Here is a 16,767-nt window from a genome sequence, read left to right as displayed (position 1 = left end):
CAGCTTGGGCACGAGTAGAGAGAGTTGTTGGTCTCCCGAAATAGGGCGGACACCTAGGTCCGCGCCTACAAAAAAATCTCATCCTCCCGTGGCCAGGCCAGTGAATTGGACCAGCAGTTGCTTTACCGGGTGGTCCAAGAGCCTCAATACCGGCCCGGGGTACAGGCCGATGAAGAGAACAGGGGCGGCCATGGCCACGAGTATGATTATTTCCCGAGCGTTGACATCCACCCAGACGTGCTCTGCTCTCGGTTCACCGAACAGGGCGTCTTTGACCATTCTGAGGATATAAATCACCGTAAAAATCAATCCGCCGAAGCCCAGGATGCCCAAAAGCGGCCCGGCCTGGAAGAGACCTACCAGAATCAAGATTTCGCCCACGAAGTTATTCAGTCCCGGCAAACCCAAGGAGGCCAGGGCAAAGAACAGAAAAAAGAAGCTGAACACGGGCATCTTCCCCCACAGGCCACCCAATTCGCCAAACTCCCGGGAGTCGATGCGCTCACCGATCATACCCACCATAAGGAATAAGGCCGAGGTGGTCAGGCCATGGTTGACCATTTGCAGGATGGAGCCGCTCAAGGTCAGCGTGTTCCAGACGGCGACGCCCACGACCATCAGCCCCATGTGGCCGATACTGGAATAGGCAACCAGTCTTTTGATATCGCTTTGGGCCAAAGCGATCCAGGAGGTGTAGTACATGCCGGCCAATCCCAAGGCAATCAGGAACGGGGTGGAGGCTTGCGCCGCCAGGGGAAAGAGAGGGATGGCAAAGCGGAAATATGCATAAAAGCCGGTTTTAAGGAGTAAGCCGGCCAGATCCAGACTGCCGGCCGTGGGGGCCTGGGTATGGGCGGAAGGCAACCAGGTATGGAGAGGCACGATGGGGATCTTGATGGCAAAAGCCAGCATAAAGGCGGCATAGAGAAGATATTCAGTGGTGGGGCTAAATTGCGTGTGCATCAATTGGTAATAGGCAAAGGTATAAACCCCGGTTTGCTGCCCATGAATCACATAAAGGGCGATCATGGCGAGGAGCATCAGCAAGCTGCCGCACAAGGTGAATAAAACAAACTTGAGCGCGGCGTATACCCGGTTTTCATGGCCCCAGATACCGATCAGGAAAAACATGGGAATGATCTGGATTTCCCAAAACAGGTAAAAGAGCAAGAGATCGGTGGCCATGAACAGGCCCATAACGCTGGACTCCAAGAAGAGCAGGAAGAAATGGAAGGAGCCGATCTTGGTGGTAATGGCGCTCCAGGAAATGAGGACGCAGAGGATGTTGATAAAGGCCGTGAGAAGCAGGAGGAGCAGGCTCACTCCATCCAACCCCAGGCCGTAGCGTATCCCAAAACTCGAAATCCAGGGGTAATCTTCCGCGAGCAGCCAGACACCGCTTGGGCCGGCAATAGGCTGTAGATTCAGAAAGAGGATCGAGGTTATCAGAAAGAATTCCAAAATTGTTGTGATGAGGCTGATCCAACGACACAGGAGGGGATAACGGTTGCCGGTGGCCAGCGCCAAAAATCCTCCCACCAAGGGAAGGAATATGATTATGGTCAGCAGAGGAAATTGCAGCAGCATGTCTCGCCTCCGTTAGTAAAACCAACAATAAGCCAAAATCACCAAGAATATGGTCAGTCCCAACAGTAACATCGTCAGGTAGGTGGAAAGCCTGCCGGTAGTCCAGTATCCCAGGACGCGGGAGAAGGAGATGAAGCCCCTGGCGCTTTTGGCGTAACTTTGATCAACACTGCGTTCGTCAACGGCAAGCCAGAGATATTTGGCGACATTCCAGAAATGCTGAAATGATCTCATGGCGGAGATGTCGATAAGCGGCTCAACGACTCGATCTTCCACTCGCACCTTAATAAATTCGGTCATGCTCTGATAAGGGCGGACGAAAATGATCTGATAAGCCCGGTCCAGATAGAGACCGGAGAACAAGAACTCATGAAAACCCCGGTGCTCGGGTTCTTTGACCGGGCGATGGGCATAGCGGAAATAGGCCAGGAGCATGGAGACCACTACTATGGAGGCGCTGATGATCCCCATGATCCATTCCAGCGACACGGAAGCCCCCAAGTCGGGCCGGGCCCCGGGGACAGTGTCGAGATAATGGCCCAGAAAATTCTTGCCGATCCCACCCGGGAGGTTTAATAGACCATCAAATAAAGCCAGGATGACTAATGGCCACAAAACCCAGACCATGGCTTTGGGCAGGGGCTCAACTTCTCCGGCCTGGCGGCCGCCGGGACGCTTCAAGAATATGATGAAGTAACCTCTAAACGTGTACAACGGTGTTAAGAAGGCGGCAAACAAGGCGATGAACCAGAGGACTTTATACGTAGAATCAGGATAAATGAAGGTGGCCAGCAGAATGCGATCTTTGCTGAAATAGCCTCCCAAGAGCGGAAAGGCGCTCAGGCACAAGGCTCCAGCCAGAAATACATAGGAGACCATGGGAATTAAGCGGTGGAGGTTGCCCATCTTGAAAATGCTGTGCTCTTCATCCATTGCCTGGATGACACAGCCTGCCGACATGAATAACAGCGACTTAAAGAAGGCGTGGGACAGGAGGTGGAACATGCCGCCCACGATGTCGGCGGCGCCCACGGCCAGGATCATATAACCCACCTGGCTGATGGTGGAATAAGCCAGTATCCGTTTGACGTCGGTTTGAGCGAGTGCTGCCAGGGCGCCATAAAGGGTGGTCAAGGAGCCTATAACGGCAATGATTAATAAGGCGATGGGAGCCATCTGCACCACCGGAAACAGCCGTATGAGCAGATAAACTCCGGCGGTGACCATGGTGGCGGCGTGAATCAGGGCCGACACCGGGGTGGGCCCGGCCATGGCGTCCGGCAACCAGACGGTCAAAGGCAGTTGGGCCGATTTGCCAGCCGCGGTCCACAGGAGCAGCAGGGCTAAAACGGTAGCCATGTTAGTGCTGAGAGAAGAGACATGGCTATCAATGTAGTTGATGGAAAAACTCTGAAATAGTATGAAAAACAGGCCCAGGGCCACCCCGAAGGCGATATCGCCGATGCGCGTTACAATAAAGGCCTTGCGGCCGGCATTAGCGAAGTCCTCATTGGTATACCAGAAGCCGATGAGGGCATAGGAGCAGAATCCCACCCCTTCCCAGCCCAGATAAACGAAGATCAGGTTGTCGGCCACGGTGATCACCAGCATGGCAAAGACAAAAAGATTCAGGTAGGTGAAATATCGGACATAATCGGAGTCTTTGCGCATGAAGACCACAGAATAGATGTGGATGATGCTGGAGACGAAGGTGACCATAAGGGCCATGGACGCAGCCAGAGGATCGTAATGGACGTTCATGGCGGCGGAAAATTCACCTACTCTAATCCAGGGGAAGAAGGTGAGGTCGTAGGTCCCTTTTCCGGCCAGGCCCAGGGCAACAGCGGCCATGACCAGGGCTCCCAGAACGCCTAAGCAGGCGATCACCTCGGAGAGGCGCCGGGGTAACAGCCGGCCGATAGCGGCATTGAGGATGCCGCCCGTGAGGGGAAAGATCAGCAGGAGCAGGAGAACGATTTTCACGTTAGCCCTTCATAAGATCATAGTCATCCGCATTCACCGAACCGGTGCGGCGCTGGGAATAGACGACCAGGGCCAGGCCCACCGCCACCTCGGAGGCCGCCACGGCCATGATGAAGATGACGAAGGCTTGGCCGTCCAACTGCTGCCAGCGCATGGCGGCCCCGATAAAGGCCAGGCCCGCGGCGCTGAGCATTACTTCCACGCCGATCAAGATCATGATAAGGGTGCGGCGCGCAATGGCGCAGCCGGCCCCCAGCACAAAGAGGATCGCCGCCAGGATGAGCACGTGACTGTAAGGCACAAGGGTGACCATAAATCAGTCTCCGGTTTTTTCGCCCCGGCCAAGGTATAAGCCGCCTACCAGGGCCACGAACAAAAGGTAAGAAGCTATCTCCACGCCCAGCCAATATTTCTGGAAGAGAAAACGGCCAAAGGCCAGAGGCGATGCCATGACCAGAGTCAGGGACAGGTTGCTGCCCGACTCCAGGAAAATGAGCACGAACATGACGATAAACGAGGTCCCGGCCAGGGCCAGGGCCGGCAACCATTGTCGCAGAAAGGGCCATAGGGTCCGTTCGTCTCGCTTGATTTCCAGCATCATGACGATGAAGAGGAACAGCACCATGATGGCCCCGGCGTAAACGACCACTTCCAGGATCGCCAGAAAAGGCGCCCCCAGGAGATAGAACAACAGAGCGTTGGCAATGAAGGAACCTACCAGGTAAACGATGGCGTGCATGACGTTGCGCCGGGTGATGGCCAGGAGGGTGAAAGCCACGATGATGACGGCCAGGATGTAAAAGAATATGACGTAGATGTTCATGGCCCGGTCCTGTCCATCCTTTAAGGGAGATTGCTTTTGAGATTCACCGGCTTGGCTTCATCGATGTGGGTGCCCTTGGCTCCCACCATGGTGACCCCGGCATGGCGATAAAAATTATAGTCGTGGTTCTTGCCGCCGTGGTTCACGAGCAAATCGTGCTTTTCCGCCACCAGGTTCAGGAGGTCCAGGTCGCAAAATTCGAAGTGCGGGGTCAACTGGATCGCCAGGGTGGGGCAGGCCTCCTCACACAGGCCGCAGTAAATGCAGCGGGCGAAGTTGATACGAAACCACCTGGCCCAGCGGCGGCCGTCGGCCCGTTCCTCGCCTTGCATGGAGATGCAGGAGACTGGGCAGACCGCGGCGCAGAGATAACAGGAGACGCAGCGTTCCTCACCTTCCGGGTCCCGGGTGAGGATGATGCGGGCTCGGGTGCGCTCGGGCAAGGGCCGCTTGTATTCCGGATACTCTTCAGTGACGGGGCGGCGGAAGAGATGCCGGAGCACGATGGCAAAGGCATCCATGAGCCCGACCACCACCCGGCCGCTTACCTGTATCCAGTTGCGCTGCTCCTCCATGTTTACGGTTCCCGGCAAAAGCCCTTTTCAAGATTTCATAAAAGTAATCAAATAGTTGTAAGGTCCCAGCTTGGCGGTCTTTTGGCGCCTAAACCCATAAGGGGCCACCAGGGTTTCCACTTCCTCCGGGTCCAGTCGAATGTGCCGTGGCGGTCCCGGCGGACCGTCGATCTTGTCGAATTCCACGATGGCAAAGCGCCCGCAGGGCTTGAGCACCCGGGTAATTTCCGTCAGGGCGCCGGTCGCAGTCCCAGCCTCCACCAGGTCATGAAGCACCGTGGCCATAAACCCCACATCCACGCTCTCGTCTGCCAAGGGGACTTGGCCCGCTGCAGATACCAGGGCCTTGAGGTTGGTCAGGCCCGCTTTGGCCGCCCGGTCTTGGAGTAAAGCGATGCCTTCTTCCCAGAGGTCCACGGCGAAGACTATACCGGTGGGCCCGATGACTGCCGCGGCCGCCAGGGCATAATTACCTTGCCCGCAGCCCAAATCGAGGAAATTTATCCCCTTCTCCAGATCGAGCTCGGCCCAGAGGGCGCCAGCGTCGATCAGGTCATAGCTGCTTTTCCCCTGGCCGGGGAGTTTATGGGGCTCGGTATGATGAACCATTTTTAGCCACCGATCACTTTTGTAGGGAGGACCTCTGTGTCCTCCCTAATCCCGGGCGCACACAGAGGTGCGCCCCTACGGGTTACAACTTGTATCCAAAGGCCAGCATGGCCCCGCCGGTGATGATGATGTTGAGCAAGGCCACCGGGATCAGGAGCTTCCAGCCGAGGTGCATGAGCTGGTCATAGCGCAGACGGCCCAGGGTGCCCCGAATCCAGATGATGACAAAGGCAACAAAGGCCACCTTGATCAAAAACCACAACAGCGGCGGCAGGAACGGGCCGCGCCAGCCCCCCAGGAAGAAGACCGCCACCAGGGCTCCCAGGGTCACCATGGTGACGTACTCTCCCAGAAAATAGAGGCCGAAACGCATACCGCTGTATTCCATGTGGTAACCGGCGATAAGCTCGTGCTCCGCCTCGGGGATATCGAAGGGGATGCGCTTCATTTCGGCCAGGGAACTCATGAAAAAGATGATGAAGGCCAGCGGCTGAAACACGATAAAAGGGCAGCGGGCCTGGGCGTTGACAATGTCCACCAGGGAGAAGGAGCCGGCCAGCATGACTACGGGAACTAGGGACAACCCCAGGGCTAACTCGTAACTGATCATCTGGGCCGCCCCCCGGATGGCGCCAAGCAGGCTGTACTTGGAGTTGGAGGCCCAGCCGCCCAGGGCCACGCCGTAGACCGCCAGGGAAGAGAGGGCGTAGACGTAGAGCAGGCCGACGTTGAGGTCGACCACGACCCCGGGGATGGGTTGGCCGCGCCAGGTCCAGCCTTGAGCGAAGGGGACTACGGCAAAGATGAGGATGGCGGTGAAGGCCACCACCACCGGGGCGTAAAGAAAGATGTACCGGTCCGCGCCCTGAGGGATGAGGTCCTCTTTGGTCAGGAGTTTGACGGCATCGGCGATGGGTTGCAAAAGTCCCTGGTAGCCGGCCCGGTTGGGACCGAGGCGGATTTGCAGGAAGCCCAGGAGCCGGCGTTCCACCAAGATCAGGTAGGCCGCAAACAGCAGGAGGGCCACCAGCGCCACCAGCAGTTTCACGATCAATAAGATGATGCCAATAATCCAGAGGCTCATGGGATCATCCCTGTACCTTGTCGATGTGCTGCGGGGTCAGATATACCGGGGTCTCCGAAAGCTTGCGCCAATCCAATTGCCGGTGCCGGGGCAGCACCACCACCCCCGGGGCCATGGCGGCTGTTACCTTTACTTTGACGGCCAGGGACCCCTTGGGCAGATGGATGGCGGCCCGGTTGCCGTCTGTCAGGCCAGATTTCTCAGCATCCCGGGGATGCATGCAGAGTACCGGGAGCGTTTCCGCCCGCCGGAGGATTTCGGCGTAACCGGCCAGTTCCTCAGTGCCGAAGGTCCAATCCACCAGCAGGAGTTCCACGGTATCTGGAGGCAAGGCTGCGGGCGGCTTAAAGGACGCGGCAAAATCAGGCTCGGAGTTCGCTTCCGGGAGCAGACGGACCCCCTCCGGGTGCTCGGGCAAAGAGGTCATGCGGCTGAAAACGGGATTCTGCCGGGCCAGCCAGACCCAGAGGTCTGGGGCAGGGGTCTTGAGCCTCGAGACGGCCTGGGTCAGCTCCTGGAAAATTTCCGCCGGAGTGCGGGGATCGCTCCCGGGTACATGATCGAGGAAAGTCCGGGGCGGATGAAGATCCGGGCTGATGAGGGCAATGGGCGTCCCCCCGAAGTGAACCGGTGGCGCCGTTTGCGCCCGGCCTTCCTGGTTGACGAAACTTGACGCGGTCCGTTCGAACAGAGAAATGGTGGGCAAAAGCACGTTCGCCCGGATCACCATGGGCGACGGCACATAGTCCAGGACCACGAGGAGTTCCAGTCTTTCCAAGGCCCAGGCCAGCCGCTCTTCATCATAGGACTGCCAGAAAGGGTCGTTTTCCACCAGGACCAGGGCCTTGATCTCGCCCTGGTCGATGGCTTCCAGGATCTGGTCGGCGCTTAAGGCGTGCTGCCCGGGACCCAGGGGTTCCCCCAGCTCGGCCGTGCCCCAGGGCCACTGGGCCTGCGGCTGATCGGCGGGGTTGGGTTGGTCCGGCGTCATGATCAGCCCGGCCCCGAAGGCGTTGGCCCCGGGCAACAGATAGAATAATCCGGCCTGTTTCCCGGCGGCTTGCAGGAGCAGGGCCAGTTCCGCGGCGATAGACGGCGTGGTCTCCCGGACAATGTCGGTGCCACAGACCACCACCGGCTTTTGGCTTTTTTGCAAGGCTGCGGCCAGGTCCGGCAAAGGCTCTGCCAGGTTAGGGTCACCGGGGTACTGGCCGGGGAGGGCATCGTAGAAGGCGTGGGCGGGCTCGGGCAGGGCCGCCACCTGATCGGACGACAGAGCGTTTTTGACCAGGGCGCCCAGCGCGGTATCGAGTTCTCCGGGGGCAACCGCCAGGTGCTGAAATTCGCACGGCAGGGTTACGGGCCGGGGGTCCAGGATCGCAAGCGTGGCTCCTTGCCGCTGAGCCTGACGCAGGGCCAGGGCCAGCATGGGGGCTTCGTTGATGGGGTCGACGCCCGCGACCAGGATAAAATCCGCGGCCTCAATCTGGCGCAGGGAAACTGCCAGCCGTTCATCCAGCCGGCCCACCGCGGCCTTGACTTTGCGTTCTAGAAGAGGGTCCCAGAAGAACTGGGGGTCCCGCCAGCCGTGGGTTCTGCAAAAGAGCTTGAGGGCTCCCTGGGTCTCCAGGCTGCTGCGGGCGCCACCGACGCAGGCCACCGCGCCGGGGCCGTACTTCCGGCTGACCTTAGCCAGCCTCGCGGCGGCCGCCTGAATGGCCTCGTCCCAGGGGACGTTCCGGCCTCCTGCCCTGGCCTGGCGGGGCCGGGTAGGAAGATTGGCATAGTAAAAGCCGTAGCGGCCCCGGTCACAGATGAAGTAGCCGTTTACGTCCTCATGCAGGCGGGCTTCCAGGCGCACCATTTCCCGGTATTCGGCGCTGCCCACGATGTTGCAGCCCAGGGAGCAGTGGAGGCAAAGGGACGGCCCCCTCTCGAGGTGCCAGCGCCGGCTTTTGAAGCGGGAGGGTTTATCGGTATACACCCCGGTGGGACAGACATCGATGAGGTTGCCGGCAAACGGGCTTTCCAAGGCGCCAGCGCTGAAGCGCCCAAAATAGGTGCGGTTGCCGATCCCCATGGCCCCCAGGTCCCGGTAGCCGGCAAACTCCTGGTAGAAGCGGCGGCAGCGCCAGCACTGGATGCAGCGGTTCATTTCGTGCTGGACAAACAGGCCCAGGTCCTGGTCGTGATAGGTGCGCTTGGGGCCTAAATAGCGCCGGATGCCGTGGCCCCCGGAGACGGTCTCGTCCTGGAGGAGGCAGTGGCCGCCTTCGTCGCAGACTGGGCAGTCCAGGGGATGGTTCAACATAAGCCACTCGATGACATAGCGGCGGAACTCCATGGCTTCCGGGTGGGTAGTGGACACGACCATGCCGTCTTTGGCCTTGGTCATGCAGCTCATCTCCACCCCCTTCACCGGCCCCTCTAAAAACATGACCGCGCAAACCCGGCAGGCCCCGATGGACCCCATGGCCGGGTGGTAACAGAACCGGGGAATCATAATTCCCAATTTTTCGGCGGCCTCCAGCACATTGGCGCCTTCTGGGACTTCAATCACCCGGTTGTCGATGGTCAGTTTGGGCATCAGTCTTTATTCCTGAGGGGGATACCAGAGCTCCCGGCCGGGTCCATCGATCATCTTCAACGGGCACTGCCGCTGCCTGATGTGCTCTCTGACTTCATCCTCAAAGTAGTTCAGAAGGCCCAGGAGGGATTCCGCGGCTCCGGGAGCAAAGGCGCAATAGGCCTTGCTCATATGTCCGGCCATTTCCCGGAGCATCGTGATATATTTCTCTTTGCCATCGCCTGTTTCGATACGCCACAACAGATCCCGGATGTAGGGGATGCCTTCCCGGCAGGGGGTGCAAAAGCCGCAGGATTCCCGGGAAAAATATTCCATCAGGTTCAAGGTGGCGCCCACGAGACAGCTATGCTGGTCAAAGACCATGATGGCGCCGGTGCCGAGGCGGTGGCCTATGGCCTTCAAGCCCTCGTTGTCCATGGCCACGTCCAGAAATTTTGGGGGCAGGAAGGCGGTGGAAGCGCCGCCGGGAATGAAGGCCTTGAGTTCGGACCCCGGCAGCATCCCTCCGGCTACTTCCTCCAGGATTTCCCGGAAGGGGATGCCCATGGGCAGCTCATAGCAGCCGGGATTCTTGACCTTGCCGCTGATGCAGAAAAGCATGGTGCCATCGCCGGCTTCGGTGCGGGCGAGACTCTTGAACCATTTGCCGCCGTTACGAATAACCAGGGGCACACATGCCAGGGTTTCGGCGTTGTTGACGATGGTGGGCTTATCCCATAGGCCGGTGTCAGTCATGTGCACAGTTTTTAGTGGGTGGGCCCGTTTGCCCATAATAGCCTGGACCTGGGCCGTCGCCTCCCCGCAGATGTAGCGGCCGGCGCTGCGGTGCACTATAATATCAAAGGAAAAATCGCTGCCCAGGAGGTTTTTCCCCAAAAACCCCGCTTCCCGCGCCATCTGCAGCTCCCGTTCCATCAGTTGGGCGTCTTTTTCGTAGGTGGGGCGGATGAAATAGAACCCTTTCTGTGCCCTGATGGCGTAACCCGCCAGGATCAAGCCTTCGATGACCAGATGGGGGTTGGTGTTGACTAGGTAGCGGTCCTTGAAAGTGCCCGGCTCCATTTCGTCGGTATTGGCGACGACGTAGCGTGGGTGGGGGGCGCCTTCGTGGACAAAGCTCCATTTGCGCCATGTGGGGAAGCGGGCTCCCCCCCGTCCTAACAGGCCGGACTCCTTGAGGCGCTCGATCAGATCCTGAGGGGATAATTTCAGGACCACTTCGGACAGGGCCTCGTAGCCGCCCCCGGCGCGATAGTCCTCAAAGCTGGTGGGACAGCTCTTCTCGCAATCTTTTAAAAGGGCTTGCACGTACATCTAGTCACCGGCACAAAACAATATCACAGGGTGCGAGTTTTAATTGCTCCAGGATCTCATCGATCCGCTTTGGGGTAAGATGCCCGAAAAACTGGCCGTTAACCACCATGGCCGGGGCCTGGTCGCAGTAGCCGATACACGCGGTGGGCAGCACGGTGAACATGCCGTCCGCAGTAACTTCCCCGGCGCAGACCCCCAGTTTCTGGCACATATAATCAAACAGCGACCCCTCGTGGAACATCCAACAGACCACGCCGTCACAGACGTGGAGGACAAAGCGGCCCACCGGCTCCCGATAAATGAAATCATAGAAGGTGGCCAGCTCCTCCAGCTCCAGGGGAGTCATCCCCACCAAGGCCGCGGCTTCTTCCAGGCCTTCGTCGGTAAGATAGCCATAATGCCGCTGGACTTCATACATGACATTGATGGCCTGTTCCCGAGGGGACTCGGCCTCGCTGATGCGGGTTTTGAGCCGTTCTCGTAATTCGTCTGGAATCATAAGCCCTTACCGATCAATATCCGGCATGACGTAATCAATGGAACCGATAATGATGATCAAATCCGCCAAGAGGTGCCCCACGGACATGAGTGGCAGGGCCTGGACGTTGGCAAACCCGGGAGAGCGGATGCGCATCCGGTAGGCCATGTTGAGGCCGTCGCTGACCACATAGAAACCCTGTTCGCCCCGGGGATGCTCAGTGGCGGCGTAGGCTTCGCCCCGGGGAATCTTAGGCCCCCGGGTAACGTTGATGAAATGATGGATCAGGCTTTCGATGTCCTTCAGAGTGTCTTCTTTCCGGGGGAGGGCGTAACGGTAGTCGTCAGTGACGTAGCGCCCCGGGGGCATCTCGTTGGCCGCCTGCCGGATAATCCTGAGGCTTTGACGCATCTCGGCCACCCGCACCCGATAGCGGGCGTAGCAGTCACCCTCGCTGGCAGTGGGAATGTCGAAATCAAAGGCCTCGTAGGCGGAGTAGGGGAACTTTTTCCGCAAGTCCCATTCCAGGCCGCAGGCCCGGAGGTTGGCCCCGGTCACGCCCCAGTCTATGGCATCGTCCAGGGAGAGATAGCCGATATCCCGGGTCCGGGCTTCCCAAATGGGGTTTTTGGTAATGGCCTTTTCGAGTTCGTTGAGCAGTTTGGTGAAGCCTTTGACGAAATCATCCACCAGTTCTTTCCAACCCTCGGGCAGGTCCGCGGCGACGCCGCCCAGCCGGAACCAGGACGGGTGGAGCCGGCCGCCGGTGATCAATTCGACGATGTCCATGATCTTTTCGCGTTCCGCGAAGGCGTAAAAAGTGGGGGTGATGGCGCCGGTGTCCACGGTGAAGGTGGAGAACCAGACCAGGTGATTGCTTAAGCGGAACAGTTCGGTGAGCATCACGCGGATGAACTGGGCCCGGTCCGGGACTTTGATGTCTGCCAGGGTCTCAACCGCGTGGAGATAGCTTAAGTTGTTGGCCACGCCGGTCAGATAATCGGCCCGGTCGGTGTAGGGGATGAACTGAAGCCAGCTTTGCCGCTCGCCGATCTTTTCCACGGACCGGTGATGGTAGCCGATGTCCGTGTCCATGGCGGTGATTTCTTCGCCGCGGAGGGCGAGAATGAAGCGGATCAGCCCGTGGGTGCTGGTATGATGGGGGCCAACGTTCAAGATGAATTCTTGTTCCCCGGCCCGCCCTTCCAGATATTTACCGGCATCCAGGGGCTGGTATTTCCGGGCGTCCTCCTGGGTATAGGGCGGCATGTGGGTGGCGCGGTCGGGGTAGCTCTTCCGCAAGGGGTGCCCCTCCCAGTCATGGGGCATGAGGAGCCGCCAGAGCCGGGGGTGGCCGTCGAAGCGGATACCGAACATATCGTAACATTCGCGTTCGTACCAGTTGGCCGACGGCCAGATATCGGTGATACTGCCGGCGGCTGGGCTTTTCCCGTGTAGGGGCACCTTCAATCGCACCCGGCTGGGGGGATCGAAGGAGAGCAGTTGGTAGACCAGGGTATAATCGGGGTAATCATGCCGCTCGCGCCGGGTGGATTCATCCAGCGCGGTGAGGTCATCCAGACGCCGGAACCGGGGGGTAGCCTCGGTCTTGAGAAAGCGCAGCACCTCTTTAACCCGCTCCGGTGACACTTGAAAGGTCGGCATATCGGAGGTTTCGGCCGCGGGGTTCACCGCATCCCCGAATTTTTCCTGGAGCGCCTGGGTGAGAGTCTTATCGGCCTCAGTCAGTTCGATGCGGGCCGGAGGTGGTGTCCACATAAGCTCGGAGCGGCTTTCCCAAAACCAGGGCGGGGTCACCGCGGTGCCACGGAGGGGTGTGCCGTAGTAACCGGGGCCGCGTGCGTCCCGGGATTTGTTAACGCCGTCTACCGCCAGCGGTCTTTGGGTGCCCTGAGTACCGCCGGCCAGGTGGAAAAGTTTCCGGGACGGGCGCTCGGTTTTCACCTTTTCCTGGAGGAGCACCAGACCTTGGAGTACGGCTTCAGGCCGGGGCGGGCAACCGGGAATATAGATATCCACCGGCATCATCTGGTCCACCCCCTGCACCACGCTGTAGCAATCGTACATGCCGCCGCAATTGGCGCACGAGCCCATGGAGATGACCCACTTGGGCTCCGCCATCTGTTCGTAGAGCCGGAGCACCACCGGGGCAATCTTTTTAAAGACCGTGCCGGAGATGATCAACAGGTCCGCCTGCCGAGGTGAGCCGCGCAGGACCTCCGCGCCGAACCGGGCCATATCATACCGAGGCGTGAGCGCCACGGATTCCTCGATAAAACAGCAAGAGAGCCCGAAAAACATCGGCCAGAAGCTGTAGGACCTAAACCAGTTGATCAGCGCATCGACGCGGCTGAGGATCAGGTTTTCGGGTTTATCCGGCGGGGCGGGGCTACGGGCCTCCAATCGAGACCTCCCTTTTTCCAGATGTAGAACAGGCTTAAGAGCAGCACGATGATAAAAAAGGAAATCTGCAACCAGCCGCGCCAGCTTAGATCCTCCATGGCCACGGCCCAGGAAAAGATAAAAGCGGCTTCCACGTCGAAGATGAGGAAGAAGACGGCAACCAGGTAGAATGGCACCGGGTAGCGGAAGCGGGCCCAGCCGGTGGGAATTACGCCACATTCATAAGGGCGGGATTTTTCCGGATCGGGTTTCTTTTCCCCCAGCCAACTGGTCAGAAAGAGTAGGACGGCCAGCAGGCCCAGGACAATGATGACATAAAACCCAAAGCTCAATAACTCCGGGGTCCAGGGGGATAACTCGGCGGCCGTTACCGGATGCATAGGCGTCTTTCTCCAAGGCCAAAAGTGGCCCCCGATCACAGTCATCCCGGCGCTACCTGAGGACAGCCGTTTCCGGAATCCAGGTTTGGGAACCAACTATCAACAAACCTAAGAACAGGAGCCGCGCCTGTCAAGGAGGAAAAGACAACCTGCATATAGAGAAGTAGCCGCAAAGATTAGAAAATTATTGGTAACCTCGTATCATTCGAGAGAAGTATTGAAAAACCGGCTGTCCATGCTGGATGTACTGCTTGACAGACCCCAGGGGCTCCTTACTTTAATAGGGAAATATGCTGATGCCTTTCTCCCTGACCGGTAAGATGAATACGTGGAAAGGAGAGGACCCTGAACGTCACAACGCCCATGATGGCTGCCGGACTCTCCCGGGTCAAGCTCTTTTTCGCCCTGTCCCGGACGCCCCATGGCCTGCTGGATTTGGCGACGCCGGCCTTAGCGGCGCTCCTTTGGTTTGGCGGGATTCCTCCCTTCGAAGTCACTGCGGTGGGGCTGTGGACCGTCTTTGCGGGCTATACTGCGGTGTATGCCTTAAATGATGTGGTAGATTACCGGGTGGATCAGGAGAAGCTTAAGGCTGCCGGCGGAAGGCCTAAGGCCAGCTATCTGGACGCCTTATTCATGCGCCACCCCATGGCCCAGGGACAGGTGAGTTTCGGCGAGGGGCTCCTGTGGACATTGGCTTGGGCGCTTATGGCCTTGTTAGGCGCTTATTATCTCAATCCTGTGTGTGCTTATATCTTTCTGGCCGGCTGTCTGTTAGAAACAATCTATTGTCTGCTGCTGCGGGTCAGCCATTTAAGGATCCTGGTCAGCGGCCTGGTCAAGAGCCTGGGAGGGGTGGCCGCGGTCTTTGCCGTGGACCCATACCCTGCGCCGGGCTTCCTGTTGCTTTTATTTTTGTGGCTCTTTTGTTGGGAAATCGGCGGTCAGAATATCCCTGCCGACTGGCATGATGTGGATGAGGATCAACGCTTGGGGGCTCAAACCATTCCGGTGAGGTATGGCCCCGAGCGGTCCAGCGCTATGGTTCTGGGGATGCTGGCCCTGAGCGTGGTCTTGGGCGCGCTCCTGGTGCGGTTCTCTCCGCTCAGGTTCACGCCGGTCATGGTGATTCTTTCGGCGGTAGCAGGCATTGTGCTGCTTCTGCTTCCGGCCCTGCGGCTGTACCGGACCAAAGACAAGGAGCAGGCGGCGGCGCTGTTCAACCGAGCCAGCTACTATCCGTTAGCCATATTGAGCTTGGCCCTGGTCAACTTGATGGGGTAGAGTGGTGCAGACGAGAAAATGCCAGGGAAGGTAGGGGGCAGGAGGCCGTGCGTGCGAGGGGTAGTGCATCATCTTATTCAAGGCCACAGGACCCGGGGCTGCAGTGCCCGGGTAGAGAGGTCCCGCCGGGCTTGGCAGGGCTGCTAAGACGCTTCCCCTGGCTGCGGCGGCACCCGCATCCCATGATGTCCCACTTTCCCATTGTCTTTATGCTGTCCGCCACCTTTTTCAGCGTCCTGTATGCCATTACCGGGGATAAATCCTTTGATGACACGGCGTTTTATTGCCTGGGGGCAGGGCTTGGGACCATGCCCCTCGCGGTGGCCACCGGCCTGTTTACCCACTGGCTCAATTTCCCAGGGGGAATGCACAAGACGGTGCATATCGAAATGGGCCTGTCTTATGCGGTTATGACCATTGCCGGGGTGGCCTTTTTCTGGCGGTGGCTGGATCCCAACGTCCTCGCAAATCTCACGGGGATCAATTTCATTTATTTCCTGATGGTGCTATCCTTAACTCCCCTGGTGACGGCCAACGGTTATTTCGGGGGCATGGTTACCTTTCCCCTGGAGGACGAGGCGCTCCAGACCGAAAAAGGCCAGACTCCGGGATTGGAAAATAAAAGAACTGCTCAGAAAGGATAGCCTTTGGCAGAGAAGCCTGACAAACTCCGGGAATTCACGCCCGCGGACCTGGCCGCCAACAACGGGGCCGACGGCCGGCCCGTCTATATTGTCTTTCAGGGCAAAGTATACGACGTCAGCGGCAGCGCCTTGTGGGAGGGCGGCCAGCACATGGAGGCGCATGGGGCCGGGGCCGACCTGACCGGGGAGTTTGCCGACGCCCCCCACGGCGAAGAAGTCTTCGAACGCTATCCCCAGGTGGGGGTCATGATAGAGGAAGGGGTGGAGCCCGAGATCCCGGCGGCCCAGCCCTCGGCGGCCCGGGAGTTCTGGCTGCGGCAGGCGCATCGGGTGCCGCTGCTGCGCCGCCATCCCCATCCCATGGTAGTGCATTTCCCCATAGTTTTCATGATCGCGGCCACGGTTTTTCCCCTGCTCTATCTTTTCTCCGGGGTGAGGTCCTTTGAAGTCACGGGGTTTCATTGCCTGGGAGGCGGGGTGCTCTTCACCCCCGTGGCCATGGTCACCGGCTGGTTTACCTGGTGGCTGAACTATGAATCTCGTTACCTCAAACCCGTAGTCATCAAGCTGATCCTCTCCCCCATCCTACTGTTGATAGGGGTGGGGACCTTTGTCTGGCGGTTCCTGAATCCGGAAATTCTCGTCCAACTGGGAGAATGGCCCAGTGTGGTCTATCTGGCCCTGATCTGCTCTTTAGCCCCGCTGGTGAGCCTCATCGGCGCCTATGGGGCAGTCATGACGTTTCCCGTGCGTCGTGAATGAGATATCTTTGTGGTCTCAAGATATTGCCAAACGAAGTTTCGTTATTAAGTTAAGTAAAAGTATTTAAACCACGGCTCTTTTGACCGATAAATCATGGAGTTGTGGAACGTTGGTCGAAGGCCGCGCCACGCCGCCGTTGGGTTTGGTGTTTCAGCGGGGTAATGGTTTGGCCTCCGGAATGCCTCCTCAGACTTTTGTTTGCCTGTTGTCCGGATGGACGTCAGCGAGGATAG

The 16,767-nt window shown here is 58.7% G+C and carries 15 protein-coding genes; 3 read left to right on the top strand and 12 right to left on the bottom strand.

The window, feature by feature from the left end:
* Positions 1-78 precede the first annotated feature (78 nt).
* The 12 genes from WC600_13475 to WC600_13420 all read right to left on the bottom strand — a co-directional run bounded on the left by WC600_13475 (position 79) and on the right by WC600_13420 (position 13,844).
* Positions 79-1,587: an NADH-quinone oxidoreductase subunit M gene (locus WC600_13475; GenBank protein ID MFA4903740.1), complete on the bottom strand. Its 1,509-nt coding sequence runs from the start codon at positions 1,585-1,587 to the stop codon at positions 79-81.
* Positions 1,588-1,599: 12 nt separating this feature from the next.
* A complete protein-coding gene (gene nuoL / locus WC600_13470) occupies positions 1,600-3,570 on the bottom strand; it encodes an NADH-quinone oxidoreductase subunit L (protein MFA4903739.1) in 1,971 nt (656 codons plus the stop codon).
* A gap of 1 nt (position 3,571) precedes the next feature.
* Positions 3,572-3,883 (bottom strand): NADH-quinone oxidoreductase subunit NuoK, encoded by a 312-nt coding sequence (gene nuoK, locus WC600_13465; GenBank protein ID MFA4903738.1) that lies wholly within the window; start codon positions 3,881-3,883, stop codon positions 3,572-3,574.
* Positions 3,884-3,886: 3 nt separating this feature from the next.
* Positions 3,887-4,393 carry an NADH-quinone oxidoreductase subunit J gene (locus WC600_13460; protein ID MFA4903737.1) on the bottom strand — a complete coding sequence of 169 codons (507 nt, stop codon included), beginning with the start codon at positions 4,391-4,393 and terminating at the stop codon, positions 3,887-3,889.
* 20 nt (positions 4,394-4,413) lie between these two features.
* Positions 4,414-4,986 carry an NADH-quinone oxidoreductase subunit NuoI gene (gene nuoI, locus WC600_13455; protein MFA4903736.1) on the bottom strand — a complete coding sequence of 191 codons (573 nt, stop codon included), beginning with the start codon at positions 4,984-4,986 and terminating at the stop codon, positions 4,414-4,416.
* Between the two features lie 9 nt (positions 4,987-4,995).
* Positions 4,996-5,577, bottom strand: coding sequence for a methyltransferase domain-containing protein (locus WC600_13450; GenBank protein ID MFA4903735.1), 582 nt, complete (start codon positions 5,575-5,577; stop codon positions 4,996-4,998).
* A gap of 82 nt (positions 5,578-5,659) precedes the next feature.
* Positions 5,660-6,661, bottom strand: a complete 1,002-nt coding sequence (nuoH, locus tag WC600_13445) for an NADH-quinone oxidoreductase subunit NuoH (GenBank protein ID MFA4903734.1) — start codon at positions 6,659-6,661, stop codon at positions 5,660-5,662.
* Positions 6,662-6,665: 4 nt separating this feature from the next.
* Positions 6,666-9,248: an NADH-quinone oxidoreductase subunit NuoG gene (gene nuoG / locus WC600_13440; protein MFA4903733.1), complete on the bottom strand. Its 2,583-nt coding sequence runs from the start codon at positions 9,246-9,248 to the stop codon at positions 6,666-6,668.
* 6 nt (positions 9,249-9,254) lie between these two features.
* Positions 9,255-10,562 carry an NADH-ubiquinone oxidoreductase-F iron-sulfur binding region domain-containing protein gene (locus WC600_13435; protein MFA4903732.1) on the bottom strand — a complete coding sequence of 436 codons (1,308 nt, stop codon included), beginning with the start codon at positions 10,560-10,562 and terminating at the stop codon, positions 9,255-9,257.
* 4 nt (positions 10,563-10,566) lie between these two features.
* Positions 10,567-11,061, bottom strand: coding sequence for an NADH-quinone oxidoreductase subunit NuoE (gene nuoE, locus WC600_13430; GenBank protein MFA4903731.1), 495 nt, complete (start codon positions 11,059-11,061; stop codon positions 10,567-10,569).
* A gap of 6 nt (positions 11,062-11,067) precedes the next feature.
* Complete coding sequence (locus WC600_13425; protein MFA4903730.1) at positions 11,068-13,422, bottom strand: NADH-quinone oxidoreductase subunit B/C/D; 2,355 nt, start codon at positions 13,420-13,422, stop codon at positions 11,068-11,070.
* On the bottom strand, positions 13,419-13,844 hold the full coding sequence (locus WC600_13420) for an NADH-quinone oxidoreductase subunit A (GenBank protein MFA4903729.1): 426 nt from the start codon (positions 13,842-13,844) through the stop codon (positions 13,419-13,421). The genes WC600_13425 and WC600_13420 overlap by 4 nt, the downstream gene beginning before the upstream one ends.
* Positions 13,845-14,207: 363 nt before the next feature.
* On the opposite strand from WC600_13420, the gene WC600_13415 reads away from it, so the two are divergent.
* From WC600_13415 to WC600_13405, 3 genes are all read left to right on the top strand, one after another.
* Positions 14,208-15,128 (top strand): UbiA family prenyltransferase, encoded by a 921-nt coding sequence (locus WC600_13415; GenBank protein MFA4903728.1) that lies wholly within the window; start codon positions 14,208-14,210, stop codon positions 15,126-15,128.
* A 131-nt stretch (positions 15,129-15,259) separates the two neighbouring features.
* Positions 15,260-15,772 (top strand): DUF2231 domain-containing protein, encoded by a 513-nt coding sequence (locus WC600_13410; protein MFA4903727.1) that lies wholly within the window; start codon positions 15,260-15,262, stop codon positions 15,770-15,772.
* A 3-nt stretch (positions 15,773-15,775) separates the two neighbouring features.
* Positions 15,776-16,534: a DUF2231 domain-containing protein gene (locus tag WC600_13405; GenBank protein MFA4903726.1), complete on the top strand. Its 759-nt coding sequence runs from the start codon at positions 15,776-15,778 to the stop codon at positions 16,532-16,534.
* The last annotated feature ends 233 nt before the right edge of the window (positions 16,535-16,767 follow it).

The sequence above is a fragment of the Desulfobaccales bacterium genome (assembly GCA_041648175.1).
Taxonomy (GTDB): Bacteria; Desulfobacterota; Desulfobaccia; order Desulfobaccales; family 0-14-0-80-60-11; genus 0-14-0-80-60-11.
The sequence above is the reverse complement of the archived record's forward strand: the minus strand, read 5'-3'. Positions and strand labels throughout refer to the sequence as shown.

Excerpts from the sequence above, each read along its gene's own strand:
- WC600_13475 (MFA4903740.1), bottom strand. The coding sequence starts at position 1,587 with ATGCTGCTGCAATTTCCTCTGCTGACCATAATCATATTCCTTCCCTTG.
- nuoK (MFA4903738.1), bottom strand. The coding sequence starts at position 3,883 with ATGGTCACCCTTGTGCCTTACAGTCACGTGCTCATCCTGGCGGCGATC.
- WC600_13460 (MFA4903737.1), bottom strand. The coding sequence starts at position 4,393 with ATGAACATCTACGTCATATTCTTTTACATCCTGGCCGTCATCATCGTG.
- WC600_13450 (MFA4903735.1), bottom strand. The coding sequence starts at position 5,577 with ATGGTTCATCATACCGAGCCCCATAAACTCCCCGGCCAGGGGAAAAGC.
- nuoH (MFA4903734.1), bottom strand. The coding sequence starts at position 6,661 with ATGAGCCTCTGGATTATTGGCATCATCTTATTGATCGTGAAACTGCTG.
- nuoG (MFA4903733.1), bottom strand. The coding sequence starts at position 9,248 with ATGCCCAAACTGACCATCGACAACCGGGTGATTGAAGTCCCAGAAGGC.
- WC600_13435 (MFA4903732.1), bottom strand. The coding sequence starts at position 10,562 with ATGTACGTGCAAGCCCTTTTAAAAGATTGCGAGAAGAGCTGTCCCACC.
- nuoE (MFA4903731.1), bottom strand. The coding sequence starts at position 11,061 with ATGATTCCAGACGAATTACGAGAACGGCTCAAAACCCGCATCAGCGAG.
- WC600_13420 (MFA4903729.1), bottom strand. The coding sequence starts at position 13,844 with ATGCATCCGGTAACGGCCGCCGAGTTATCCCCCTGGACCCCGGAGTTA.
- WC600_13415 (MFA4903728.1), top strand. The coding sequence starts at position 14,208 with ATGATGGCTGCCGGACTCTCCCGGGTCAAGCTCTTTTTCGCCCTGTCC.